The organism is Mesorhizobium sp. Arg314, assembly GCF_053714275.1.
In genome coordinates this window covers 56,106-80,543 of record NZ_JBSKBP010000007.1, presented here as the reverse complement: position 1 = coordinate 80,543, position 24,438 = coordinate 56,106, and the positions used below count along the sequence as shown (strand labels likewise).

General features: G+C 64.2%; 19 protein-coding genes and 1 pseudogene. 9 read left to right on the top strand and 11 right to left on the bottom strand.

The features are described from left to right. Nucleotides 1-92 precede the first annotated feature (92 nt). Both ACWGS9_RS09635 and ACWGS9_RS09630 read right to left on the bottom strand, forming a co-directional pair. Nucleotides 93-587: a hypothetical protein gene (locus ACWGS9_RS09635; RefSeq protein WP_454505025.1), complete on the bottom strand. Its 495-nt coding sequence runs from the start codon at nt 585-587 to the stop codon at nt 93-95. Nucleotides 588-683: 96 nt separating this feature from the next. Continuing rightward, nucleotides 684-2,078: a multicopper oxidase family protein gene (locus ACWGS9_RS09630; RefSeq protein ID WP_454505024.1), complete on the bottom strand. Its 1,395-nt coding sequence runs from the start codon at nt 2,076-2,078 to the stop codon at nt 684-686. A gap of 466 nt (nt 2,079-2,544) precedes the next feature. Here ACWGS9_RS09630 and ACWGS9_RS09625 point away from each other — a divergent pair, with 466 nt between their 5' ends. From ACWGS9_RS09625 to ACWGS9_RS09615, 3 genes are all read left to right on the top strand, one after another. Next, nucleotides 2,545-3,219, top strand: a complete 675-nt coding sequence (locus ACWGS9_RS09625) for a cysteine hydrolase family protein (protein ID WP_454505023.1) — start codon at nt 2,545-2,547, stop codon at nt 3,217-3,219. Nucleotides 3,220-3,326: 107 nt separating this feature from the next. Then, a complete protein-coding gene (locus ACWGS9_RS09620; RefSeq protein WP_454505022.1) occupies nt 3,327-3,653 on the top strand; it encodes an antibiotic biosynthesis monooxygenase family protein in 327 nt (108 codons plus the stop codon). Continuing rightward, the gene (locus tag ACWGS9_RS09615; protein WP_454505021.1) at nt 3,650-4,567 is read left to right on the top strand and encodes a sigma-70 family RNA polymerase sigma factor; all 918 of its coding nucleotides are present in this window, start codon (nt 3,650-3,652) and stop codon (nt 4,565-4,567) included. The genes ACWGS9_RS09620 and ACWGS9_RS09615 overlap by 4 nt, the downstream gene beginning before the upstream one ends. Nucleotides 4,568-4,727: 160 nt before the next feature. On the opposite strand, the gene ACWGS9_RS09610 is transcribed toward ACWGS9_RS09615, so the two are convergent. After that, nucleotides 4,728-5,666, bottom strand: a complete 939-nt coding sequence (locus ACWGS9_RS09610; protein WP_454505020.1) for an LLM class flavin-dependent oxidoreductase — start codon at nt 5,664-5,666, stop codon at nt 4,728-4,730. A gap of 151 nt (nt 5,667-5,817) precedes the next feature. Further along, nucleotides 5,818-5,967, bottom strand: coding sequence for a hypothetical protein (locus ACWGS9_RS09605; RefSeq protein WP_140544253.1), 150 nt, complete (start codon nt 5,965-5,967; stop codon nt 5,818-5,820). Nucleotides 5,968-6,094: 127 nt separating this feature from the next. On the opposite strand from ACWGS9_RS09605, the pseudogene ACWGS9_RS09600 reads away from it, so the two are divergent. Further along, a pseudogene (locus tag ACWGS9_RS09600) lies at nt 6,095-6,199 on the top strand (SDR family oxidoreductase); the annotation flags it as partial. Between the two features lie 438 nt (nt 6,200-6,637). Here ACWGS9_RS09600 and ACWGS9_RS09595 read toward each other — a convergent pair. From ACWGS9_RS09595 to ACWGS9_RS09585, 3 genes are all read right to left on the bottom strand, one after another. Further along, on the bottom strand, nt 6,638-8,713 hold the full coding sequence (locus ACWGS9_RS09595; protein WP_454505019.1) for a 3-hydroxyacyl-CoA dehydrogenase NAD-binding domain-containing protein: 2,076 nt from the start codon (nt 8,711-8,713) through the stop codon (nt 6,638-6,640). A 203-nt stretch (nt 8,714-8,916) separates the two neighbouring features. Beyond that, nucleotides 8,917-9,507 carry a hypothetical protein gene (locus tag ACWGS9_RS09590; RefSeq protein WP_454505018.1) on the bottom strand — a complete coding sequence of 197 codons (591 nt, stop codon included), beginning with the start codon at nt 9,505-9,507 and terminating at the stop codon, nt 8,917-8,919. A gap of 308 nt (nt 9,508-9,815) precedes the next feature. Continuing rightward, a complete protein-coding gene (locus ACWGS9_RS09585) occupies nt 9,816-10,424 on the bottom strand; it encodes a TetR/AcrR family transcriptional regulator (RefSeq protein ID WP_454505017.1) in 609 nt (202 codons plus the stop codon). A gap of 78 nt (nt 10,425-10,502) precedes the next feature. Between ACWGS9_RS09585 and ACWGS9_RS09580 the strand changes: the two genes are divergently transcribed. Then, the gene (locus ACWGS9_RS09580; RefSeq protein ID WP_454505016.1) at nt 10,503-11,786 is read left to right on the top strand and encodes an MFS transporter; all 1,284 of its coding nucleotides are present in this window, start codon (nt 10,503-10,505) and stop codon (nt 11,784-11,786) included. A 310-nt stretch (nt 11,787-12,096) separates the two neighbouring features. Beyond that, on the top strand, nt 12,097-13,671 hold the full coding sequence (locus ACWGS9_RS09575) for an alkaline phosphatase D family protein (protein WP_454505015.1): 1,575 nt from the start codon (nt 12,097-12,099) through the stop codon (nt 13,669-13,671). A 274-nt stretch (nt 13,672-13,945) separates the two neighbouring features. On the opposite strand, the gene ACWGS9_RS09570 is transcribed toward ACWGS9_RS09575, so the two are convergent. Beyond that, nucleotides 13,946-14,215, bottom strand: coding sequence for a hypothetical protein (locus ACWGS9_RS09570; protein WP_454505014.1), 270 nt, complete (start codon nt 14,213-14,215; stop codon nt 13,946-13,948). A gap of 212 nt (nt 14,216-14,427) precedes the next feature. On the opposite strand from ACWGS9_RS09570, the gene typA reads away from it, so the two are divergent. Beyond that, nucleotides 14,428-16,257, top strand: coding sequence for a translational GTPase TypA (gene typA, locus ACWGS9_RS09565; protein ID WP_454505013.1), 1,830 nt, complete (start codon nt 14,428-14,430; stop codon nt 16,255-16,257). A gap of 52 nt (nt 16,258-16,309) precedes the next feature. On the opposite strand, the gene ACWGS9_RS09560 is transcribed toward typA, so the two are convergent. Then, nucleotides 16,310-16,936 carry a DUF1062 domain-containing protein gene (locus tag ACWGS9_RS09560; RefSeq protein ID WP_454505012.1) on the bottom strand — a complete coding sequence of 209 codons (627 nt, stop codon included), beginning with the start codon at nt 16,934-16,936 and terminating at the stop codon, nt 16,310-16,312. 631 nt (nt 16,937-17,567) lie between these two features. Here ACWGS9_RS09560 and ACWGS9_RS09555 point away from each other — a divergent pair. After that, nucleotides 17,568-18,182 carry a LysE family translocator gene (locus tag ACWGS9_RS09555; protein ID WP_454505011.1) on the top strand — a complete coding sequence of 205 codons (615 nt, stop codon included), beginning with the start codon at nt 17,568-17,570 and terminating at the stop codon, nt 18,180-18,182. Between the two features lie 65 nt (nt 18,183-18,247). On the opposite strand, the gene ACWGS9_RS09550 is transcribed toward ACWGS9_RS09555, so the two are convergent. Continuing rightward, nucleotides 18,248-18,571, bottom strand: a complete 324-nt coding sequence (locus ACWGS9_RS09550; RefSeq protein ID WP_454505010.1) for a YciI family protein — start codon at nt 18,569-18,571, stop codon at nt 18,248-18,250. Nucleotides 18,572-18,741: 170 nt separating this feature from the next. Then, nucleotides 18,742-19,305, bottom strand: a complete 564-nt coding sequence (locus ACWGS9_RS09545; RefSeq protein WP_454505009.1) for a peroxidase-related enzyme — start codon at nt 19,303-19,305, stop codon at nt 18,742-18,744. Nucleotides 19,306-19,435: 130 nt separating this feature from the next. Between ACWGS9_RS09545 and ACWGS9_RS09540 the strand changes: the two genes are divergently transcribed. Then, entirely contained in the window at nt 19,436-24,211 is a 4,776-nt protein-coding gene (locus ACWGS9_RS09540; protein ID WP_454505008.1) for an NAD-glutamate dehydrogenase, read from the top strand. Nucleotides 24,212-24,438 lie beyond the last annotated feature (227 nt).

The window sequence follows — 24,438 nt, the reverse complement described above, 5'->3', positions numbered from 1 at the left end:
TACTGGCGGTTCGACGACGCGGCTTCGATGCGCTACCAGGAATGCCCGCATCCGATGTCTGAAAATATCATCCGCCCGCCGTGGTGCTCCGCCTATCTTGATACCGCCGGCGCGCTGTAACGGTGTTGGCGCGCATAAGCCACGCAGGCGTCCACCGTGCTGACGCAGAGCGCGTCGCGGCTGTTCGGCAGGTTGTTGTCGCCGGCATAGGCAACCTCGGCGACGTGGCCGTTGAGCATGCGAATCTGCGTGTTGCAATAGCCGCCGGGGGCGACGTTGACCGAGCCGCCGACAGCGGGGACCGCACCTATGGCCAAAGTCGGCACCACGATGTTGAGATTGCCGCGCTGCACGGTTCGCTGATAGGTCCAGATCTGGCCGGATGATCCCACGTCGGCCGTTGCGCTCGGAAAGCCCGCGCACATGCGAATGTCGGCCTCGCTGAGGCCGACCATTTCCCTGCGGGCAGCGGCAGCGGTGACGTCCTCCTTCGCGACCCGCGACGCATCATCGGGAATGACGCAGGAAGACAGGATAGAAATGCCTGCCGCAACAAGGGCAAGTTTTCGAATGCGCGAAGATGTCATGCCGTCGGTCGAAGTTGGATGTCGCCCCGCCTGCAAGTTGCCTACCTAGGCAATCAGACTGCGGGGTCAACCCGCCTCACGAAAACGAGACGCTCTTCACACCACCCGAAGATAGCTCGTCATTCCCGTCTTCTGATGCTCGATGATGTGGCAATGCAGCAGCCAGTCGCCGGGATTGTCGGCTACGAAGCCCAGTTGAACCTTCTCATTGGGCTGGATCAAATAGGTGTCGGAGACGAGCGGCTGGACAGCGCTGGTCGATGACGACAGCACCTTGAAACTCATGCCGTGCAGGTGGATCGGGTGCGAGTGCGGGGTGAGGTTTTCCATGTCGATCACATAGCTCTGGCCGAGCTTCAGTTCGGCCAGCGGCGCCGTCGGGTCCGGCGTGTCGCCGGGCCACGGCACCTTGTTGATCGCCCAGAAACTGTAGCCGAGCGAGCCGCAAATGCCGTCACCCGGCACGTTTTCGGCCGTGGCGCTCAGCGCCAGAGCAATATGCTTGGCGCCGGCGACATCCACGTCCGCCACCGGATTGGCTTCGAGCCGGCCGAGATCGCGAAGATCGTGCTTGAGCGATCTGCCGACCGAACGCAGCGTCGCCAGGATTTTCGGCTTGGTGCCCCTGACATCGCGCAGGCTGACGATCGCGCCTTCCTCGTCGGGCATGCGGATGGCAAGCTCCAGCCGCTGGCCGGGTCCCAGTTGCAAGGCATCGGGCGTAAAACGTTGCGGCACCGGATTGCCGTCGAGCGCGATGACCGTCGCCTCGGCGCCGTCGACGCGGAAGGCATAGATGCGGGTGACGTCGGTGATGGCGGTCCGAAGCCGCACCAGCCCGCCGGCCGGCGCGTCGAATTGCGGCTGGTCGAGCCAGTTGGCCGTGCGCACCGTGCCGAAAGTGCCGGTTTTGGCCGCGTCGCGCGGCCTGAACGGCTCGATGAACTGGCCGTCGTCGCCCAACCGCCAGTCGCGCAGGTTGACGACCATCTCGATATCGAAGACCGGATCGTTCCGGTTCTCGACCACAATCACGCCGGTCAGGCCGTGACCCATCTGGATCAGCGTGTTGCAATGCGGGTGGTACCAGAAGGTACCGGCATCGGGCGGGGTGAAGGCATAGTCGAAACGGTCGCTCTGATAGACGTAGGGCTGCACCAGGAACGGCACGCCGTCCATCTTGTTGGGAACGCGTATGCCATGCCAGTGGATGGTCGTCGGATCGTCGATGCCGTTGATCAACCGCGCGGCGAACGGCTCACCCTTCCTCATCCTGACGACCGGCGGCATGCCGGCTTCACCATAGGTCAGAACATTCTTCGTCGGCGCACCGTCCGTCAGCCGCGCCTGAATGCCTGCGGTCTTCAGGATCAGCGGCTCGGGCTTCGCTGCTGCAAGTCCGGCAAGCTTGCCGACGGTCGCGGCACCAGCGCCGGCGAGGCCGGCAGCGGCGGCGGTTTTGAGAAGAGCTCGGCGTGTGAATACCGTCATATGATTTTCCGGCGGACCAGCCGCATCTCAAGGTTAAGCTGAATTGTTGGGTCGCGTACCACCCATCCGTCTCGACAGCCTAGTCCCGCAAGCTGAAGACGAAGGGCGACTGGTCGCGGCGGTGTTGTCGGCTGCTGCTGCGCCACGGCTATCTCAGCCGAAAAAATCACGGATGCGGCCAGCGCTGCGAACAGAACGCTCCGGGACAAGTCTCGTCCTCGCTTTGTCATGGCACGAACCGGCAGGTGTTGTCGGCTGGCTGGTGCGAACCTCGGTCACGGCTTTCCGCCATGGCTTGCCAACTGAGTATGAAACATGACTATGATAGTCAAGATTAAGATGGAATCCAGGCAACAAATCCGGCGAACCGCTGCTTAATCGCTCCGGGGCGGGCACCGGCGAGCACCACGGGGCTTCCGCTGCATGCGCGGCAGGCTATGCTCGATAACGAAGAAGGAGACCGCGGATGATCAAGGCGATACCGTTCGACTTTCCCTATGACGGCAGGCTGGTGCCGCAGCATACGGCGCTGCTGGTCATCGACCTGCAGGAGGATTTTCTGTCGCCGACCGGCTACTTCGCCAGGAAAGGCTATGATCCGTCGCTAATGAGGGCCATCCTGCCGGCGGTGAACCGGCTGATCGAGGCCGCTCGTGCCGCCGGCCTGACCATCGTTCACACCAGGCAGGGCTACCGCGCCGACATGGCCGACATGACGCCTTACGAGAAATGGCGGCGTAAGCGTGCAGGGCTCGACGGCACCGACATCCTGCTGCGCTCCAGCCCGGGTTTCCAGATCGTTTCCGATATCGAGGTCGAGCCGCAAGACATCGTCGTCGACAAGACCTGCAACGGCGCCTTCACCTACACGGATCTGGAACTGGTCCTGCGCGCGCGGGACATCACGCATCTCATGTTCGCCGGATGCACGACGGATGTCTGCGTGCATACCACCTTGCGCGAGGCCTGCGACCGCAACTTTCAGTGCCTGACGATCGCGGATGCCTGCGCCAGCGGCGACAGCCAGGCCCACGAGGCCGCGCTGCACATGGTGACGGTGGAGGACGGCGTGTTCGGCGCGCTGGCGGAGTCGGCGGCCGTCATCACCGCGTTGCGGCAGTTCGCGGGTGCGGCGCGCTGAATTTTCTAGATGCACCGTTCCGTTCCCGGCATCGCGTTCGTCTTGACGGTTGTGACGATTGCGGAAGCCACGACGGCGTCCGCCATCAGGACAAGCGGAGCCGAGCCATGTCGACCACAGTGACCTTGATCAACGTCTTCACCGCCAAGCCGGGCAAGCAGCAGGACCTTGCGAAGGTCCTTGCCGAAGGGACGCGGAACTTCTTCAGCAAGCAGCCGGGCTCGCTGTCGTCATCGGTGGTCGTCGGTGGCGACGGCAGCAAGGTCGCCAACATCTCCCAATGGCGTTCGGCCGAGGACATCGCGGCCTTCCGCGGCGATCCCCGCTTCGCCGGTTACATGAAGAGCATCGTCGAGCTGGCCGCCGGCGAGAGCATGATGGGTCACACGACCTATTCCCATGCGGGCGGGGTGGAAAACCAGGAGGACGCGTGACCGGTTCGCAGGATCAGTCCTTCGCGGCGACCGAAACCAGGCTTCGCGCCTTCGAGCGCGAGGCGGCCGGCTTGAGGGCCAAGCTGCACCGCTACGCTTCGCGGATGGTTGGATCGGTCATCGATGGCGAAGACATCGTCCAGGAGGCTCTGGCCAAAGGCTTCGTGGCGATCAGGAATGGCGACATGCCCGACAGGACAGAACCCTGGCTGTTTCGCATCGCGCATAACGCGGCACTCGATTTTCTACGCAAGCGCGCCCGTTCGCGCGGGCGCGAAAGCGAAATCGAGCTCGATGCGATTGCCGACGAGAACTCGGCGCTGGATGCCCGCATTGCCGCCGAGGCGAGCCTGGCCGAACTGATGCAATTGCCGCCGGCGCAACGATGCACGGTCGTGCTGAAGGATGTGCTTGGCCATAGCCTGGAGGAGATCGGCGAAATCCTCCAAACCTCAGACACTGCGATCAAGGGCGCGCTGCAGCGGGGGCGTGCGAGCCTGCGCAAGCTTGCGGCCGCGCCGCGGACAGCGCTGTCGCCTCGCCCGGCCCTCAACCAGGAGGAAACGCGGCGCCTCGGAGACTATGTGGCCGCCTTCAACGCCAGGGACTTCGATGCCCTGCGCCGCCTTCTAGCCCAGGACGTCAAGCTCGAGCTGGTCAACCGCCTGCGCGCCGACGGCAAGGAGTATGTCGGCAATTATTTCGGCCGCTATGCCGACGAAACGCATTGGCATTTCACGACCGGGCTTGTCGAAGGCCGGCCCGCCATTCTGGTCACCAGTCCCGACCGTCCGGACGGGCCGCCGCGCTACTTCGTTCTCGTCCATTGGGAAGACGGCCGGATCGCCGGCATCCGCGACTTCCTGTTCGCGGATTATGTGATGGATGGCCTGGACTACTCCGGGGCGCGGTGACTTCGGAGATAGAGCATGATGTTGCCCGAAAACCGCTTCACACTTTTCGGCATCATGCTCTAGAGCGGTTCAGCGTTTCACGGAATCGCCGAACCGCTCTAAGCCTTTGTTTTTGCGCAATTCCGGACGGAAAACCGCTCACACTTTTCCTGGAATTGCTCTAGCCCGCGCGGTGTTCGGCAATGGTGTGGGAGGCAAACGCGCCCGGTTGCGGGACCTCCGCCTCGCGGCGCGCCAGCGAATTCGCGACCAGCGTGATCGTCTCACGTCCGATACGGGCGATCTCGCCTGGGCGGTCGATGCCGCCGATCATGAACTCCTCGATGCCGAGCGCCGCATAGGGCAAAAGCGCCAAGGCGAGCCGCGCCGGCGGCCCGGCAATCTCGACCGCCCTGTGATCCGGGGTGCCGGTACAGCCGTCCGGGCGGATGCGGACCGGAAGCGCGAAGCGCAGCCTGCCGCCTCGGCCGTGCTCGGCGGCGGCGCTGCGTGCACGCTCGATCAATTGCCGCACCTCGTCGGGCGAGCCGGCGGCGAGCTCGAAGACATCGGCATGCTTGCCGGCGATTTTCAGCGCCGTGCCGGACTGTCCGCCGAGGCGGATGGCAAGGTCGGCGCCATGCGGGCCCTTGCGTGGCACGAAGCCACCTCTGACGCTGTAGAAGGCGCCTTCGTGGTCGAAGGGCCCCTCGTTAGACCACAGCCGCTTCAACAGCACGAGATATTCGTCGATGCGCTGCCAGACCACATTGTGGCCGACCGGCCGCGCCTCGGCATCGCTGTCTTCCAGCGGCTCGCTCAGCATGCGAAGCGACAGGCGGCCGCCACCTCTGCGATCGAGCGCGGCGAGCTGCCTTGCCGCCACCGTCGGCTCGATCACGCCGGCCCAATGCGTCAGCACCACCTCCAGCGAGCCGGTGCGGTCGAGCGTCTGCGCGGCGATGTCCATATTGGTGAGCAGGCCGGCCGGATCGTCCACCACCAGCTTGCGAAAGCCGGCATCCTCGATCAGCGACAATTTGGTCGCGGTTTCGGCGAAATCATAGAAGAAGCTGCCGTTGGCAGCTTTACCGGGAACATGCGTGAACTCGATCGGCATTGCCATCTCCTCCATCACGTTGGGTCGCCCCGCTCCGAACCCGAATGAAATCCATGCGTCGGCACGCGATAGCGCACCGGCCCGCCGCCAGTCTTCAGCTCCGATTACTCAACTCAGACTATTGGACGGCGGGGCCTCGGCCCCGGCTCAGTCAGGGGATGATCCCGAAGACGACGGCGCCGGTGAACACAAATGCCAGCGCAAAGACGAGGTAGGCGAACGTGCCGCCATAAGCGGGCCTCCAGCTCTGGTCGGCGGCAAGCCTCTGGCCTTTGCGTTGGGCGTTCTGAATGTAGGACATGATCGATCCTCCGTCGCGACCATTAATCTATAAAGTTAGTAGACTTTGTCGATTGCTATTTTTGAGCGATTTCCGAAAACTCATTTTCAAAATTCGGTGGATTGGGGTTTTCCATGCTCACAATCCGGATGCCGCGATGGCCGCGCAGCAGGGCCGCATCGGCGAGCCGGAGGAAGTGGCCAGGGCCGCGCTGTTCCTGGCGAGCGACGAATCGAGCTTCGTCAACGGCGCGCTTGGCGCCCTTCCTCTACCCCCGTCGATCGAGGGAGAGGTGTCGAGCACAGCTCGACGGAGTGGGGGGCGACCCTTGGCACAGTGCAGGAAGATTCTTGCGTTTTCGGCTTTCAATGTCCGTCGGTGACCCTCGACGGCCGTGTCGAGCCGGCCGTTCAAGAAAATGTCAGACGAGAGACTATGGAACGGCCCCTAAGTTTTGTCCACGTGGTCAAATTTGGCTTCGCCGCCTCTGGGTTCGTCATCCACGGGCGGAGCAAGGAGCGTAGCGACGCGGCGCAGACCCGAGGATCCATGCCGTAACTGTCGAGCGCCGCAACGGTGCAGAACTAGCGAGGTGCAGCGCCAGCGCCCGTTCTGCACCGCCGCGTTCTTCGTTTGATGTAACGGCATGGATTCCAGGGTCTACGCTTCGCTTCGCCCTGGAATGACGAAATTATTGGGGGCCTCCCACCGCCTCCCAGCGCCCCGTTTCGGCAAATCGCCTCAACACCGGCGCCGGCTGGAAAATCGCCCGTCCCGTTTGCCGGTGCCAATACTCCAGCCGCTCGACGATCTTCGCTGCCCCTTCAAGCCCGGCCCAGAACATCGGCCCGCCCTTGCCGATGGGAAAGCCGTAGCCGTTGACCCAGACGACGTCGATGTCGGACGCACGTGCCGCGATGCCTTCCTCGAGGATCTTGGCGCCCTCATTGACCAGGGGATAGAGCGTGCGCTCGATGATCTCGTCGGCACCGATCTTGTGCCGGGCGATCCCGAGTTCGGCCGCCTTCGTACGGATCAGCGCCTCGACCTCCGGATCCGCAACCGGCTCGCGGGCGCCGCTTTCATAGCGATACCAGCCGCGTCCGGTTTTCTGGCCGAAGTGGCCCTGCTCGCAAAGCGTATCGGCAATCACCGCCGTCTGGCCGCGCGCCTTGCGGTTGCGCCAGCCGATGTCGAGGCCGGCCAGGTCGCCCATCTGGAACGGTCCCATCGGCCAGCCGAAATCCGTGAACGCCTCGTCGACCTCATGCGGGGTCGCGCCTTCGAGCAGCAAAAGCTCGTTCTCGGCACCTCGCGCGGACAGCATGCGGTTGCCGACGAAGCCGTGGCAAACGCCGACGACCACCGCCACCTTGCCGATGCGCCGGGCGAGATCGGTGATCGTCGCCAGCACCTCGGGCGCGGTCTTTTCGGCGCGCACGATCTCAAGCAGCTTCATGACGTTTGCCGGCGAAAAGAAATGCATGCCGAGCACTTCTTGCGGCCGCGAGGTCGAGGCGGCGACCGCGTCGACGTCGAGATAGGAGGTGTTGGTGGCGAGGATGGCGCCGGGTTTGGCGATTGCATCGAGCTTGCCGAAGACTTCCCTCTTGACCGCCATGTCCTCGAACACGGCCTCGATGATCAGGTCGCAATCGGCAAGGTCGGCATAGTCGGTGCTGCCCTTGAACAGGTCGAGCCGCTGCTGCCTGGCCTCTTCTCTCAGCGAGCCGCGGCTGGCTGAGACGGTGTAATTCTTCTCGATTGTCGCCAGCCCGCGCCGTAGCGCCTCCTCGCTCGTCTCCAGCAAGGTCACCGGCAAGCCGCCATTGGCGAAGGCCATAGCGATGCCGCCGCCCATCGTGCCCGCACCGATGATGCCGACGCGTTCTATCCGGCGCTTCTGCAAATCCGTGCCCGGAATTTTCGCCGCCTCGCGTTCGGCGAAGAACAAATGCCGCTGCGCGCGCGACTGATCGCCCGAAACGAGCTTCAGGAAGAGTTGCCGCTCGGCCGCAAGCGCCTCGTCGAACGGCAAGGCGATCGCATTGCGCACCGCCTCGGCGCAGGCAAGCGGCGCTTCCAGTCCGCCGGCCTTCCTGGTCAGTTCTGCCGCCTGGGCGTCGAAAGCGGCAAGATCGGTCTCGGCGAGGCGGTCACTGCGTTCGCGCACCGGCACGAACGGGCCGCCCCGATGAGCCATTTCGCTGGCGAAACGAATTGCCTGCGCCAATAGATCGCCATCGACAACCGCATCGGCAAGACCGGCCGCCTTCGCTTCGCCGGCCGAAATCGGCGTTCCGGAAACGATCATGCCGAGCGCTTTCGCGGCCCCGACCAGGCGCGGCAGCCGCACTGTGCCGCCGCCGCCCGGCAGCAGGCCGAGCTTCACTTCCGGCAGACCGAGCTTGGCGCCCCGGTCGGTGACACGAAAATGGCAGCCCAGCGCCAGCTCCAGCCCGCCGCCGAGCGCCGTGCCGTGGATGGCCGCGACCGTTGGCTTGGGGATCGTCTCCAGCAGGGCGACGATGGCGCGCAACTCCGGCTGCTCGACAGGCTTGCCGAACTCGGTGATGTCGGCGCCGGCGACGAAAGTCCGGCCGGCGCAGGCGATGACGATCGCCCTGGCGGAGGGATCGTCGCGCAGCGCCGCCAGCGCCTCGTAAAGCGGCTTGCGGACGTGAAAGCTCAGCGCATTGACCGGCGGGTTGTCGATGGTGACCACCGCCACGCCGTTCTGGTTTGCGACGCTGACAAAACTGGACAAACGGAACCTCCCGAGGCCGGCTGCGATCGGGCTAGGGTTTACTAGGCCCGCCGGCGAATGGGAACCCAATCGGGCACTGGCCTAGAGCGTTTCACCGTTTCACGGAAACGGCGAACCGCTCTATCTCCTTGTTTTGACGCAATTCCGGACGGAAAACCGCTCACACTTTTCCTGGAATTGCTCCAATGGTTGGCGGAGAGCGGCTAGTTGTCCACCCTGCCGAAGGGAGGCACGTCACCGATCACCTCGCGCTTGTCCTTGCCGCAGGTGAAGGTCTTTGCCTTGTCGTCGGCGAGCTTGCGCGCCTGGTCGTTGGCCTGCGCGTTGCCGGTGGCTAATACCAGTCCGATCGTGCAGCCCTGATGCTCTTCCGGTTGCGCGACCTTGGCGACGACCAGCACCTCGATCGACTTCTTCTCGTCCTGCGGGTTGCTGACCGAGCGGCGGTGAATGGCGGCGAAAGGGGCGGCGACGCCGCCGTTGGTCTCGATGCGCCACTCGACCTTGGGGCCGGAGCCGTTGAAGGCGGAAAAACTCTCCCAGACCGCGGTCATGTCGTCGGACGGAAAGCCATAGTAGACGGATTCGCGCGCATCGTCGTAGCCGATCAGCACCGGGTAGCCGCGATAGCCGGAGCAGACGAGGCTTGCCCAATCGCCGTCGCCTTCGGCGGCCTGCGCATAGGTCACGCAGTCCTTCTTCCAGTCGAGATCGGTGTAGGCGCTGGAGATGTCGCCGGCATGGGCTGATCCGCCGAGGACGGCAAAGGCGGTACAAGCAAGCCAGGTACGCATCCGAAGACCTCCGTTTGGTGCAGCAGCGTAGCGGTAAAATCTGCGGGGGCCCAGGGATGTCAGGGCAACCCATATGCAACGCGCTTCAATCGTCGATGCCGGCGCCGCCCCTCATTGCCCTGCCGGGCATTTCTCCCCGTATAGTGACGGGGAGAAAGGGCTGGCCGCAGCGTTGGCGATTTTCTTTCAGCGCTGGCGATTGGCGAAACCATCGATGAGAGCGCCCCTCTCCCCGTCACTATACGGGGAGAGGATGCCGGCAGGCAGGTGAGGGGCAGCGCCGACGCTCACTGATGGCCGGCAAACCGCTATTTCTTCAAGCTGGCTTCGATGAGCAGGTCGGCGTTGCGGGCGACGGCCGCCGCCGGTCCGCCCAGTCCGAAAAGCTGGCCGCTGATATAGGCGCCCTCGATGAGGAGCAGCAGCCCGTCGCCGAGGGTGTCGGCATCGCCCGCGCCCATCGCGCCTGCCATTTCGCGCAGGCGCCGGCGCAGTTCGACCTTGTTGTTCTCGCTCACCACCCGCGCGGGATGCCCGCGCTCGGGATATTCCACCGCCGCGTTGGTCATACCGCAGCCGCGATAGTCGGGTTTCTGCGTGCGTTTGCCGACACGGGTCAGGAAAGCGATGATCTGGGCGCGTGGATTGCCCGGATGCGCGTCGACAGCCTCGTCGAAGCGTTCCCAGAACTCAAGGTCGTATTTGCGCAGATAGGAGGCAGCGAGCTCATCCTTGGACGGGAAGCTGCGGTAGAGGCTCGGCTTGGTGACGCCGGCGCGCCTGACGATCTCGTCGACGCCGATCGCCCTGATGCCCTCGCGATAAAAAAGGTCGCGCGCCACGTCGAGGATCTTGTCCGCCGCCCTCGGCGCGGGCGCCTCGTTGATCGACGCTTCAATTTTATTGTCCGATGGCATGCAAACAACTCGCTTGACAATGTTACTGACCGGTACGTATGTAAGCCATAACCCCATTGCAACGTACCGGTCAGTAACATGATAGCTCAGTCTCGTCCGTTTGGCCAGCGCTACGCTTTCGTCGTCGTTGCCGTCATCTTCTTCTGCCTGCTGATCGCGGCCGGGCTGCGCTCGGCGCCGTCGGTGATGATGGTTCCGCTGGAAGAGAGTTTTGGCTGGCGCCGCGACGTTACGTCCTGGGCCGCCAGTGTCGGCATCCTGCTCTACGGGCTGACCGGACCGTTCGCCGCGGCGCTGATGGAGCGCATCGGGCTGCGCCGCACGCTGCTCGGCGCGTTGCTGGTGATGTCGGGATCGACCGCGCTCAGCCTGTTCATGACCGAGCCATGGCATCTTTTCCTCACCTGGGGGGTGTTTTCCGGCATCGGCTCCGGCGCGGTGGCGAGCGTGCTGGGTGCTACGATCGTCAACCGCTGGTTCAAGACCAATCGCGGTCTGATGATGGGCCTGATGTCGGCGTCCAGTGCCACCGGCATGCTGGTGTTCCTGCCGCTGATCGCCTCGCTGGCGCAGAGCGGCGGCTGGAAGCCGGTGGCGATTGCCGTGGCGATCGCAACGGCGGCGCTGATACCGTTCGTCTTGCTGCTGGTGCCCGAGCGTCCCGCTTCGATCGGCCAGGTGCGCTACGGCGCCGATGCGGACGACGTGCCGCCGGTATCGCCGGCATCACAGGGCAACTTCCTCGCGCATACGTTGAACACGCTGCGCCGCGCGGCGGGTACCAGGGTGTTCTGGTATCTGTTCGCCACCTTCTTCGTCTGCGGCTTCACCACCAACGGTCTGGTCGGCACGCATCTCATCGCCTTTTGCGGCGACATGGGCATCGGCGAGGTGCAGGCCGCCGGCCTGCTGTCGATGATGGGCATTTTCGACCTGATCGGCACCACGTTGTCCGGCTGGCTCACCGACCGCTTCGATCCGCGCAAGCTGCTTGGCGTCTACTACGCGGTGCGCGGGCTGTCGCTGATCTACCTGCCTTATTCCGGCTTCTCGGCGACCAGCCTGGTCATCTTCGCCGTGCTCTACGGGCTTGACTGGATCGCCACCGTGCCGCCGACGCTGAGGCTCGCCAACGAGGCTTTTGGCGACCGCAGCGGGCCGATCGTGTTCGGCTGGATCGTCGCCGGCCACCAGGTGGGCGCGGCGGCGGCCGCCGCCTTTGGCGGCACGATGCGCGAGCTGCAGGGTAATTACGAACTGGCGTTCCTGATTGCCGGCATGACCGGTATCGCGGCGGCCTGTATCTCGCTGCTGATCAATACGAGCAGGCCGGCCTTCGAGCCGGAGCCGCAGGCCGCTTAAGGCGCATCTTTCCCTTCTCCCCTTGTGGGAGAAGGTGGCCGAGCGAAGCTCGGTCGGATGAGGGGTGTTCCAGGGAATGCCGGCGTCTCGCTCCGCTGGAGCGTCAGCGCCGCCTCACCCACAGGAACGTCAACGCGTCACTCCGCTGGAACACCCCTCATCCGTCTCGGCGCTGCGCGCCGATCCACCTTCTCCCACAAGGGGAGAAGGAGAAGAGTGCACTGTTATCAAAACTTCATGGTTCCGAAATGCGCCTGAAACATTGAGGCGACAGCTTGGCGGTCCCGTTCAACGCCATCCGGAGACAGCCATGAACAAGCTCTCGTTGACCCGCCGCGCTTTCGTCACCTCGGCCAGCGCCTTTGGCCTTGTCGGTGCCTCCGGCCTCGCTCTGCCTTACTATTCGCGCGCCAACCAGCGCCCGGCCTTCACCCATGGCGTCCAGTCCGGCGACGTCGACGCGACGTCCGGCATGGCCTGGACCCGCACCGATCGTCCGGCGCGCGTCATGTACGAAGTGTCGACGACCGAAAGCTTCGCCAACGCCACCAGGCTCGCGCCGCTCGATACCTCGCCGGCCAGCGACTACACGGTCAAGCGCCTGCTCACCGACCTCGCCTCCGACCAGGACATCTTTTACCGCATGGTCGCGGCCGATCTTTCCGACATCAACACCGTCTCCGAGCCGATCGTCGGCCGTTTCCGCACCGCGCCGTCGTCCAAGCGCGACGTGCGCTTCGCTTGGTCGGGCGACACCGCCGGTCAGGGCTGGGGCATCGACGAGACCGGCATGAAGACCTACTCGACCATCGCCAAGCACACGCCGGACTTCTTCCTGCACTCCGGCGACACGATCTATGCCGACGGCGCCATGAAGGACGAGGTCGACCTGCCCGGCGGCGGCAAGTGGAAGAACGTCGTCATGATCGACGGCAAGCGCAAGGTCGCCGAGACGCTGGACGAGTACCGCGACCAGTGGAAGTACAACATGATGGACAAGCACGTGCTCGCGCTTAGCGCCATCTGCCCGACCTTCTACCAGTGGGACGACCACGAGGTACTGAACAACTGGTCGGATTCGAAGAATCTGAGCGCCGACAACCGCTACACGGAAAAATCGATCCATGTGCTGGCGGCGCGTGCGGCGCGCGCCTTCCATGAGATGACGACTATCCGTTACGAGCCTTCGGAGCCGGGCCGCGTCTACCGCAAGATTTCGCATGGGCCGCTGCTCGACGTGTTCTTCCTCGACATGCGCTCCTATCGCGGCCCGAACGGCCCCGACCTGGAAGAGACGCTGACGCCGAAGTCGCGCATGATCGGCGAAGAGCAGTCCAAGTGGCTGAAGCGCGAGCTGGCAAATTCCAAGGCGACCTGGAAGATCATTGCCGCCGACATGCCGCTCAGCCTTGTCGTCTGGGACGACGCGGCGAAGAAGGTTGGCTTCGAGGCCGTCAGCAACAACGACAATGGCGCGCCGAAGGGCCGCGAGCTCGAATTCGCCGATGTGCTGCGCTTCATCAAGAATGCCGGCATCACCAATACAGTGTGGCTCACCGCGGACGTCCACTACACCGCGGCGCATTACTACAACCCCGACAAGGCCCAGTTCCAGGATTTCAACCCGTTCTGGGAATTCGTCTCAGGTCCGATCCACGCCGGCACCTTCGGCCCCAACGACCTCGATATGACTTTCGGACCGGAGCTGAAGTTCATCAAGGCGCCGACCGCCGAGCAGGGCCAGAACCTGCCGCCCTCGGCGGGCCTGCAGTTCTTCGGTCTGGTCGATATTTCCGGTGCGACAGAACAGCTCACCGTGCGGCTGATGGATCGCGACGACAACGAGCTCTACAAGGTGACGCTCGACCCGGTGCGGTCGGCTTAGGCTGTGTCGATATTCAGGTGATGCCGGCCTGCGAACGATGGTTTCCTGCGCTTCCGGTGCTCACGTACTTAAAGTACGCTCCGCTCCGGCCTTCGCCGGCTGAAGCCCTCATAAGTGTCTCCGCTCTATGAAGGCTACGGCCGGCGAAGGCCGGTTCTCGGAAGCCACCGTTCTCGGCTCGGCCTAACCTGAATCTCAACACATCCTGGGCCCAAAAGCCGCCGCGATGCCAAAGCGTTGCGGCGGTCCAGAATTCGAAATGCGATGAAGGTCGTCAGTCCGGATAGCAGGCCCGCGGAACGTTCGGCCAGACGGCCGTGTCGCAGTTGGCATCCTTCTGCCGTTGCTTGAAGGCGGCGCTGACCGGGCCGGTGACGATCGGGTCGACGCCGTCAGGGGCGTCGGCGAACATCTGCTGCGCGGCTTTAGCGTCAGGCGGCGTGATAGGGTCAGCTTCCCTCAGGGCAGCCGCCGACTGCGCGGCGCCTGCCGCGATGAGCACGCCAAGTGCTGCCCACGTAATAACCGGACGCAATCTGGACATCTGATCGCTCATGAACATCGAACTGCCCGGCCCCTCAAAGGTTCCGCCTTGGTTAACAGAATCATTTCACACCAAGACGTTTAAGAATCAGTGACCATTTATTTGGGGTCGGGCCTCCCCTTTCGCAATTGCGAAAAACCTTGTATGAGCCGCGCAACCGAAAAAGGCGGCGCTTCCGGGCCTGCCGCCTGCAACGTTCCCGAGACCAGACAATGAACATCCGTAATATCGCGATCATCGCGCACGTCGACCATGGAAAGACCACCCTGGTCGATCAGCTCCTGAAACAGTCCGGATCATTCCGCGACAACCAGCGCGTCGCCGAGCGCGCCATGGATTCCAACGACCTGGAAAAGGAACGCGGCATCACAATCCTGGCCAAGGCGACCTCGGTCGACTGGCATGGCACCCGCATCAACATCGTCGACACGCCCGGACACGCCGATTTCGGCGGTGAGGTCGAGCGCATCCTGTCGATGGTGGATTCGGCGATCGTGCTGGTCGACGCCGCCGAAGGCCCGATGCCGCAGACCAAGTTCGTCGTCGGCAAGGCGCTCAAGGTCGGCCTGAAGCCCATCGTCGTCATCAACAAGATCGACCGTCCGGATGCCCGCCATATCGAAGTGGTCAACGAGGTGTTCGACCTCTTCGCCGCGCTCGACGCCACCGACGAGCAGCTCGATTTCCCGATCCTCTACGGTTCGGGCCGCGATGGCTGGGTGTCGGAAAACCCCGAGGGCCCGAAGGACCAGCAACTGGCGCCGCTGTTCGACCTCGTGGTCAAGCATGTGCCGGCGCCGACGGTCCATCCCGGTCCGTTCCGCATGATCGGCACCATCCTCGAAGCCAATCCGTTCCTCGGCCGCATCATTACCGGCCGCATCGAATCCGGCACGCTGAAGGCCAATCAGGCGGTCAAGGTGCTGCACAATGACGGCACCCAGATCGAAACCGGCCGCATCTCCAAGATCCTCGCCTTCCGTGGCCTCGAGCGCCAGCCGATCGAGGAAGCGCAGGCGGGCGACATCGTGGCGATCGCCGGCCTGTCGAAGGGCACCGTCGCCGACACTTTCTGCGACCCTGCAGTGAGCGAGCCGCTGCATGCGCAGCCGATCGATCCGCCGACCGTGACCATGTCCTTCCTGGTCAACGACAGCCCGCTTGCCGGCACCGAGGGCGACAAGGTGACCAGCCGCGTCATCCGCGACCGTCTGCTGCGCGAGGCCGAAGGCAATGTCGCGCTCAAGATCGAGGAATCGGCCGAGAAGGATTCCTTCTTCGTCTCGGGCCGCGGCGAATTGCAGCTCGCGGTGCTGATCGAAACGATGCGCCGCGAAGGCTTCGAGCTTGCCGTGTCGCGTCCGCGCGTCGTCATGCAGAAGGGCGATGACGGCCAACTGCTGGAGCCAGTCGAGGAGGTCGTCATCGACGTCGACGAGGAGCATGCCGGCGTCGTCGTGCAGAAAATGTCGGAGCGCAAGGCCGAGATGGTCGAGCTGCGCCCGTCCGGCGGCAACCGTCAGCGCCTGGTCTTCCATGCGCCGACGCGCGGCCTGATCGGCTACCAGTCGGAACTGTTGACCGACACGCGCGGCACTGCGGTGATGAACCGGCTGTTCTTCGCCTACGAGCCGTATAAGGGCGAGCTGCCCGGCCGCACCAATGGCGTGCTGATCTCCAACGAGCAGGGCGAGTCGGTCGCCTACGCGATGTGGAACCTGGAAGACCGCGGCCCGATGGTCATCGACCCGGGCGTCAAGGTCTATCAGGGCATGATCATCGGCATCCACAGCAGAGACAACGACCTCGAAGTGAACGTGCTCAAGGGCAAGAAGCTGACCAACATCCGAGCCGCCGGCAAGGATGAAGCGGTCAAGCTGACGCCGCCGATCCGCATGACGCTGGAGCGGGCGCTGGCTTGGATCCAGGACGACGAACTGGTCGAGGTGACGCCGAAGACCATCCGGCTGCGCAAGCTCTATCTCGACCCGAACGAGCGCAAGCGTTTCGAGAAGTCGGCCAAGGCGGTCGGCGCGGCGTAAGCTTTCCGGAGAAGGTTCAAAAAGAGGGAGCGGATGCTCCCTCTTTTTGTTTTCAGCGGTACGCGGCCGACAGGACAGCGCTGCAATCCGCCTCGTCGGCCAGATCGATGCGCACCGCCAAGCCGTCGCGCACCGGCTTTCGCAAGGCCTTGACGCCATCCGGTTCGACGGTCAGCCGTTCCCGGTCGTCGAGGGCCTGAAGCCTTGATCGCGAAAGGCCGAGTTCGCCGGCAAGCAGGCGGTCGAGCCGCAAGGCGGTCGTGCCTTCGAGCCGAAGTTCGAGCCGGAGCCCGGCCGCGCGTTCCGGCTCACCGTCCAGAATCTCCTTTCGGACCGTGACATCGGGAAACTCCTCGATCCGGCCGGCCTTGTCGCGGAGTGCGGCACTATCGAAGGCGTGGCGCCACACAAGCGCCGGATCGTTGCTTTCAAGCGCTGTGAGCAGCGCCGGCTCGATGTCGCGGCGGTTTCGCCTTTCCAGGATGGTGAAGTTCCACGAGTTGTCGCAGGCGGTGCAGCGGTAGATCAGCCAAGCGTCAATGCGTTTGCCGTTGGCATTGACGCGGAATTTCCGGCCGCATTGATAAGGCGTCAAGCCGCCGCAGCGGTTGCAGTTGACAAGAGGTCGAGGGGCGATCCTGGGCGTGATCGTCCAATGGATGCGCAAGATAGAAGACATGCCGGCAGGCCCTTCCCGTCGGGAAGTCCGTCAGGCCGGCAATGTCCGAGATGCCCCTTTTTGTTGAGCATGATCTTTTCCGAAAACCGGGTACCACTTTTCGGGATCATGCCCATGCGGGCACGGCGTGGCGAAAGTTGGAAGTCAGGCGTCGGCGCGGATTACGCGCTGCGGCTCAGCAATGCCAAACCGGTCTCGAACCGCCGCCTGAAGAACACGTGAGATGAAAGCAGACGCGTTAACGACTGCGCCTGCGGTGCAATCAGAGGAGTTGGCGAGACCGGCGGTTACTGAGGCAAAGTGAAGCTCGAAAATTTATATCGGGCGAGCTTTCTAGCCGTGGGCAGGTGGAGGAGCAAGGGTTAACCGAGGATGTCGGCGCTGCCCCTCATTGCCTACCGGGCATTTCTTCCCTTGAACGGGGAGAAAGAGGCTGACCGCGACGCCGGCGCCCATTCTGCGACGTTTGCGATTGGCGAAATCGCTGGCGCCATGTCCCTTCGCCCCGTTTACGGGGAGAAGATGGCGGTAGCCAGATGAGGGGCGGCGCTGGCGTCGGCGATTGTCCCATCTTTGCCAATGTTGTTTCCGCTGGCTAGTATGGCAGCCAATCCCAACCATGAGGTCCGCCATGCATCTGGCCTCGCTGCTGATCTTCGCCGCCGCCCTGTTTGTCGCCGCCGGCTCGCCCGGGCCGTCGATCGCGGCGCTTGTGGCTCGGGTGATCTCGAAGGGGTTCCGCGACGTCTTCCCGTTCCTGCTCGCCATGTGGATCGGCGAGGGCATCTGGCTGTCGCTGGCGGTGTTCGGGCTCGCCGTCGTGGCGCAGACCTTCCACTATGCCTTCGTCGTCGTGAAGTGGGTGGGCGTCGCCTATCTCGCCTATCTCGCGTTCAAGATGTGGACGGCGCCGGTGGAGGCGAAGGAAGGCGAGATGCCGCGCGAGGATTCGCCCCTGAAACTGTTCTTTGCCGGCATGGCGGTGACGCTCGGCAACCCGAAGATCATGATGTTCTACCTGGCGCTGCTGCCGACCATCATCGATCTTGCCTCGGTCACCGTGGCCGGCTGGGTCGAGCTGACGCTGACCATGGCCCTGGTGCTGGTCGTCATCGACCTCGCCTGGGTGCTTGCCGCCTCCCAGGCGCGCCGGCTCCTGAAGAGCAAGCGCGCCATGAAGGTCGCCAACCGCGTCAGCGCCACGACGATGGCGGGCGCGGCCGCGGCAATCGCCGCGCGTTCTTAAATGCATGTCGCCCAAAAGTGCACTGCGGTTTTGGGGTAACGACATGCATCAAAACGCTTTATGCGCTACATCATTTCGATGATCGGCGCGATCTCGACGGTGAAAGCCGGGTCCATCAGGATCGGACAGTCCTTGGCTTTGGCGACGGCATCGTCGATGTTCTTGGCTTCGACGATTGTGTAGCCGGCGGTCGGATTGCTGCCGCCATTGCTCTCGACCTTGCCGCCTGGCAGAACCGTCCTCGACATGCCGACGGGATTGCCGCCATCGACGACAGCCGAGCCGAGCTTGTCGTACCAGCCGGTCCAGGCATCCATCGCCGCTTTGCGTTCGGCCTCCTCGGTCGGCATCTTGCCGGAGCCATGATAGACATAGAGAAATTTCGCCATGTTCTCCTCCTTTGTCGGCGGCGTCGAACCGGCATGCGGCCACGCCGCTTGCGATATGCGGCCAAGGCCGCAATCCGATGTGCGGCCAAGGCCGCAATCGTTGATCATCGGACCAAACGGCGAGATGGGCAATGAAAAATTCGAGGTTGCTAATGTAAAGCTGGCGAGCCTCACCTTGCCATGGCGTGGTATTGCGAGTTCGGCCGCATGTCGACGGCGGCGGCCACCCGGTTCGACATGTTGAAGAAGGCGGCGGTCGAAGCGATATCGAAGATGTCGCGATCGGTAAAGCCGGCCTGGCGCAAGGTTGCGCGGTCGGCCTCGACGATCTTGGCCGGCTCTTCCGTCAGCTTCACGGCGAATTCCAGCATGGCGTGGTGGCGGTCCGACAGATCGGCGGCGCGGAAATTCATCACCATCATCTCGCCAAGCGCCGGCTCGCCTGACAGCTGGCGCACCGCCGCGCCATGCGCGGTCAGGCAGTAGAAGCAGTGGTTGATCGAGGAGACGACCACCGCGATCATCTCGCGCTCCAGTTTCGACAGGCCGGACTCGGCCAGCATCAGATCATTGTACATCTCGGTGAAGGCGCTCAGCTTCTTCTCGTCGAAGGCGTAGGCCAGAAGCACGTTGGGGACCAGGCCGAGCTTCTCCTGGCATTTGGCGAAATAGGCCTCGGTCGCCTCGCTGAGCTCCGCCTGGACAAGGTCAAGCGCGGTAATCCTGCCGGTCATGGGTTCGTTCTCCTTGCAAGGCAACGGCGTCGGTTCAAATTTTTTAAAGCGTCGCCAAACCTTTGTCGCCAAACAGCGCTCATCTGGCTACCATAGCCGCAAAAGCATGCCACGGGAGGGAGTAAGCGTCATGGCCAGCGTGAAATCCAAGCCGAAGAAGAAAGCTGCCGCTAGCAAGGCGGACGACAAACCCGCAAGGCTTGCCGACTATCTGCTTGCCCGGGCGCCTGCCGAGGATGTCGCGGCCTATGACGCGGCCGACCTCGAACGCGCCGGCGAACTCGCTGCCCAAGCGGTCGCCGGCCACAGGAAGGGTGAAAGCGTCGTCGCGGTCGAAGCCGATTCGGGCGTTTCGTGCGACGGCCGGCCGGTCACGGTCATCACTGTCGTCAACGACAACATGCCGTTCCTGTTCGATTCCATCCTCGGCGAAATCACCGAGATCAGCGGCGAGCCGACGCTGGTCACCCACCCGATCGTCACGGTACGCCATGGCAAGAGCGGCGTCGCCGAGGTTCTCAGCGACGGCGGCAAGGAGGATGACGAGCACGACCGGCTGAGCGTCGTCCATGTCCACATTCCAAGGTTGAATGCCGAGCAGGCGAAGAACCTTACCGAGCGGCTGGGCAAGATGCTTTCCCAGGTCCGCGCCGCCGTCGTCGACTGGAAGCGGATGCTCGCCCGCCTCGACCAGGCGATTTCCGAATTCCGCTATTCGGCGGTGCCGCTCGACAAGAAGAGCGTCGCCGAGGCGATCGCCTTCCTCGAATGGCTGCGCGACGACAATTTCACCTTCCTCGGCATGCGCGAATTCAAATATGTCGGCGGCGAGGAGAGCGGCTCGCTGGAGCGCGCCGAGAAGCCCGGCCTCGGCATCCTGTCCGATCCGGATGTGCTGGTGCTGCGGCGCGGCACGGAGGCCGTGACGACGACGCCGGAGATCCGCGCCTTCCTGCACGGGCCGGAACCGCTGATCGTCACCAAGGCCAACGCCAAGTCGTCGGTGCATCGCCGCATCTATCTCGATTATATCGGCATCAAGACCTATACGGCGAAAGGCACGCTGGCAGGCGAGCTGCGCATCGTCGGCCTGTTCACCTCGACCGCCTACACGCGCTCGGTGATGAAGATCCCCTATCTGCGCTCGAAGGCCGAGACCGTCATTTCGAAATCCGGTTTCGATCCACACGATCACTCCGGCAAGGCGCTGATCAACATCCTGGAGAGCTATCCGCGCGACGAGCTGTTCCAGGTTCCCATTCCGATCCTGCGCAAACACGCCGTCGCCATCCTCGGCCTGATCGAACGGCCGCGGGTGCGGGCGCTCGTGCGCGTCGACCAGTTCGATCGCTTCGTCTCGGTCATCGTGTTCGTGCCGCGCGACCGCTACGACAGCGTCGTGCGCGAGAAGATCGGCGCCTATCTCAAAACCGTGTTCGAGGGTCGGTTGTCGGCCTATTACCCGGCCTTCCCGGAAGGCGGGCTGGCGCGCATCCACTTCATCATCGGCCGTTCCGGCGGCAAGACGCCGAAGATCGAGCAGGCAACACTCGAGGCGGCGATCCGCGACATCGTGCGCACCTGGGAGGACGCGCTTTCCGAAGCCGCGGAAGCCGCCGGCAGCGATCCGGCGCTGAAGGCGATCGCGGCGCGTTTCCCCGAAAGCTACCGCGACAGCTTTTCGGCCGCCGTGGCGCTGGCCGACGCCAGGCGCCTTGGGAAAATCAGCGCCGAAAATCCCATCGCCATCGATTATTATCGCCGTGCCGACCAGAAGCCGCAGCAGGCGGCGCTGAAGATCTATCACCATGGCAGCCCGGTGGCGCTCTCGCGGCGCGTGCCGGTGTTGGAAAATATCGGCTTCCGCGTCATCAGCGAGCGCACCTTCGAGGTCGGCGACGATCCGGCCGGGACGGTCATCATCCACGACATGGAGCTGGAGAACAGCTACGGCAAGCCGATCGATCTCGCCGACGGCGGCGCGCTGTTCGAGGACGCGTTCCTCTCGGTCTGGCGCGGCGATGTCGACAATGACGGCTATAACGGCCTGGCGCAGACCGCCGGCCTGTGGTCGGGCGAGATCACCATCCTGCGCGCCTATGGCCGCTATTTGCAGCAGGCCGGCATTCCGCAGAGCCAGGATTTCATCGCCGCCGCTCTCAACCGCTATCCCGAGATCGCGCGCGGCCTGCATGCGCTGTTCGTCGCCCGGCTCGGGCCGGCGGCGGAAGGCGACGGCGTGGTCGCGGCCAAGCACCTCAAGGCCAAGATCAAGGACGCGCTGGAAGAGGTGCCCAACATCGATGACGACACCATCATTCGCCGCTATCTCAACCTCATCGAAGCCTCGCTGCGCACGAATCATTTCGTAGCCGATACGAAAGAAAAAGGGCAGTCGCTGGCGATCAAGCTCGACTCGCAGGCGGTCGAGGGCCTGCCGGCGCCACGGCCGTGGCGCGAGATCTTCGTCTACGGATCCGAGGTCGAGGGCGTGCATCTGCGCTTCGGCCCGGTGGCGCGCGGCGGCCTGCGCTGGTCGGACCGCGCCCAGGATTACCGCACGGAGGTGTTGGGCCTGGTCAAGGCGCAACAGGTCAAGAACGCAGTCATCGTGCCGGTCGGCGCCAAAGGCGGCTTCTATCCGAAGAAACTGCCGATGAGCGCCGGGCGCGACGCCATTTTCGAAGCCGGCACCTCGGCCTATAAGAACTTCGTCTCCAGCCTGCTCTCGATCACCGACAATATCGGCGTCGACGGCGTCATCCCGCCGGCCGGCGTGGTGCGGCGCGACCAGGACGATCCGTATTTCGTCGTCGCCGCCGACAAGGGCACGGCGACCTTCTCCGACACCGCCAACGCCATTTCCGAGAAGCACAATTTCTGGCTGGACGACGCCTTCGCCAGCGGCGGCTCGGCCGGTTACGACCACAAGAAGATGGGCATCACCGCCAAGGGCGCCTGGGAGGCGGTGAAGCGCCATTTCCGCGAAATCAACCGCGACATCCAGACCTCGCCCTTCACCGTGGTCGGCGTCGGCGACATGTCGGGCGACGTGTTCGGCAACGGCATGCTGTTGTCGCCGCAGACCAGGCTGATCGCCGCTTTCGACCATCGCGACATCTTCATCGATCCGGATCCCGACATGGCGGCCTCGATGGCCGAGCGGGTACGCATGTTCGCGCTGCCGCGCTCGTCCTGGCAGGACTACGACAAGTCGAAGCTGTCCGAAGGCGGCGTCATCGCCTCGCGCAACCAGAAATCGATCACGCTGCCGCAAGCGGCGGCGGCCGCGATCGGGCTGACCAAGACGACGGCGACGCCGGTCGAGATCATGAACGCCATCCTCAAGGCGCCGGTCGACCTGCTGTGGTTCGGCGGCATCGGCACCTATGTCCGTGCTTCCGGCGAGAGCAACGCCGATGTCGGCGACCGCGCCAACGACGCCATCCGCGTCATCGCGCTCGACGTGCGCGCCAAGGTGATCGGCGAGGGCGCCAATCTTGGCGTCACGCAGCGGGCGCGCATCGAGTTCGGCATGAATGGCGGCCGTTGCAACTCCGACGCCATCGACAATTCGGGCGGCGTCAACTGCTCCGACGTCGAGGTCAACATCAAGATCGCGCTGGCGTCGGCCATGCGCAAAGGTTCGCTGGCGAGACCGGCGCGCAACAAACTGCTCGCCGAAATGACCGACGAGGTGGGCGCGCTGGTGCTCTCCAACAACTATCAGCAGACGCTGGCGCTCTCGCTGGCGCGCAAGCGCGGGCTGGCCGACATCGCGCACCAGGCGCGCTTCATGACGGCGCTGGAATCGCGCGGCCTGCTCGACCGCGCCGTGGAGACGCTGCCTTCGCCGGCGGCCCTTGCCGAACGCGAGGCGCGCGGCGAGCCGCTGACCCGGGCCGAGCTCGGCGTTCTGCTTGCCTATGCCAAGATCGTGCTGTTCTCCGACATCGTCGCCAGCGACGTGCCGGACGATCAACATTTCGATCGCGACCTGATGGGCTATTTCCCGGAGCGCATGGCCAAGAAATTCGCCGGCGAGATCCGCGACCACAGGCTGCGGCGCGAGATCATCACGCGCGTGCTTGTCAACGATCTCGTCAATCGCGGTGGCCCGTCCTTCGTCAATCGGCTGCAGGAAGCCACAGGCCGCACGGCGGCCGATGTCATGCGCATCTTCGCCATGGTCCGCGACGGCTTTGCGCTGCCCGCGCTCTACAAGGAGATCGATGCGCTCGACAACCAGATCGACGGCCAGATCCAGCTCGATCTCTATCAGTCGGTTAGCCGGCTTATCTTCGTGACCAGCGGCTGGTACCTGAAGAACGAAGCGGGTTCTCTGCCGCTCGGCCAGCGCATCGGAGAATTGCTGGAAGCCCGCAAAGCGCTGGAGCCAAAGCTCGTCTCGCTGCTGCCGGCCTTCTCGCGCGAGCGCATCGAAGAGCGGCGGCATGGCCTGTTCAAGGGCGGCGCGCCGGAAAGGCTGGCCGAGAAGCTCGCTTTGAGCGAGGTCGCCGAGCTGATCCCGGACGTGGCGCTCACCGCGCGCACGGCCAATGCCGACATCGTCAGCGCGGCCAAGGCCTTCTTCGCCGTCAGCGACGCCTTCCGCATCCCGCGCGTCGAGGAGGCGGCGCGCTCGATAATGCCGTCCGACTATTACGACCAGTTGGCGCTGTCGCGCGCGACCGACACGATCGGCGTGGCGCGCCGCGGCATCGCGGTAGCGGCGCTCACTGCCCACGGCTCCGCGGCGGATCCGGTCGCGGCCTGGCTGGAGGCCGGCGGCGATCGCGTCGCGCGCATCCGCGAGCGGCTGCAGGCGCTGACCGAAGGCGGCGACATCACCGTGTCGCGGCTGTCGGTAGCGTCCGGCCTGATGAGCGACCTGACGGGGATGTGAATAAGCTTGAGATCCTCGCCCCCGCCAAAGCGGGGGAGAGGTGGCCGCGAAGCGGTCGGAGAGGGGCTTCCTAGAGCGGTACCCTGTCTTGAACGGCTTGTCCGAACATAGGCTGGCGCATTTCCCGTCTCCGTCTCGGCTTCGCCGAGCCGCCTCTCCCCCACTCCGTGGGGCGAGGAATCCAAGGCAATGAATGGCGCGGCGCTTGTTCATTGCACCAGCGCCTG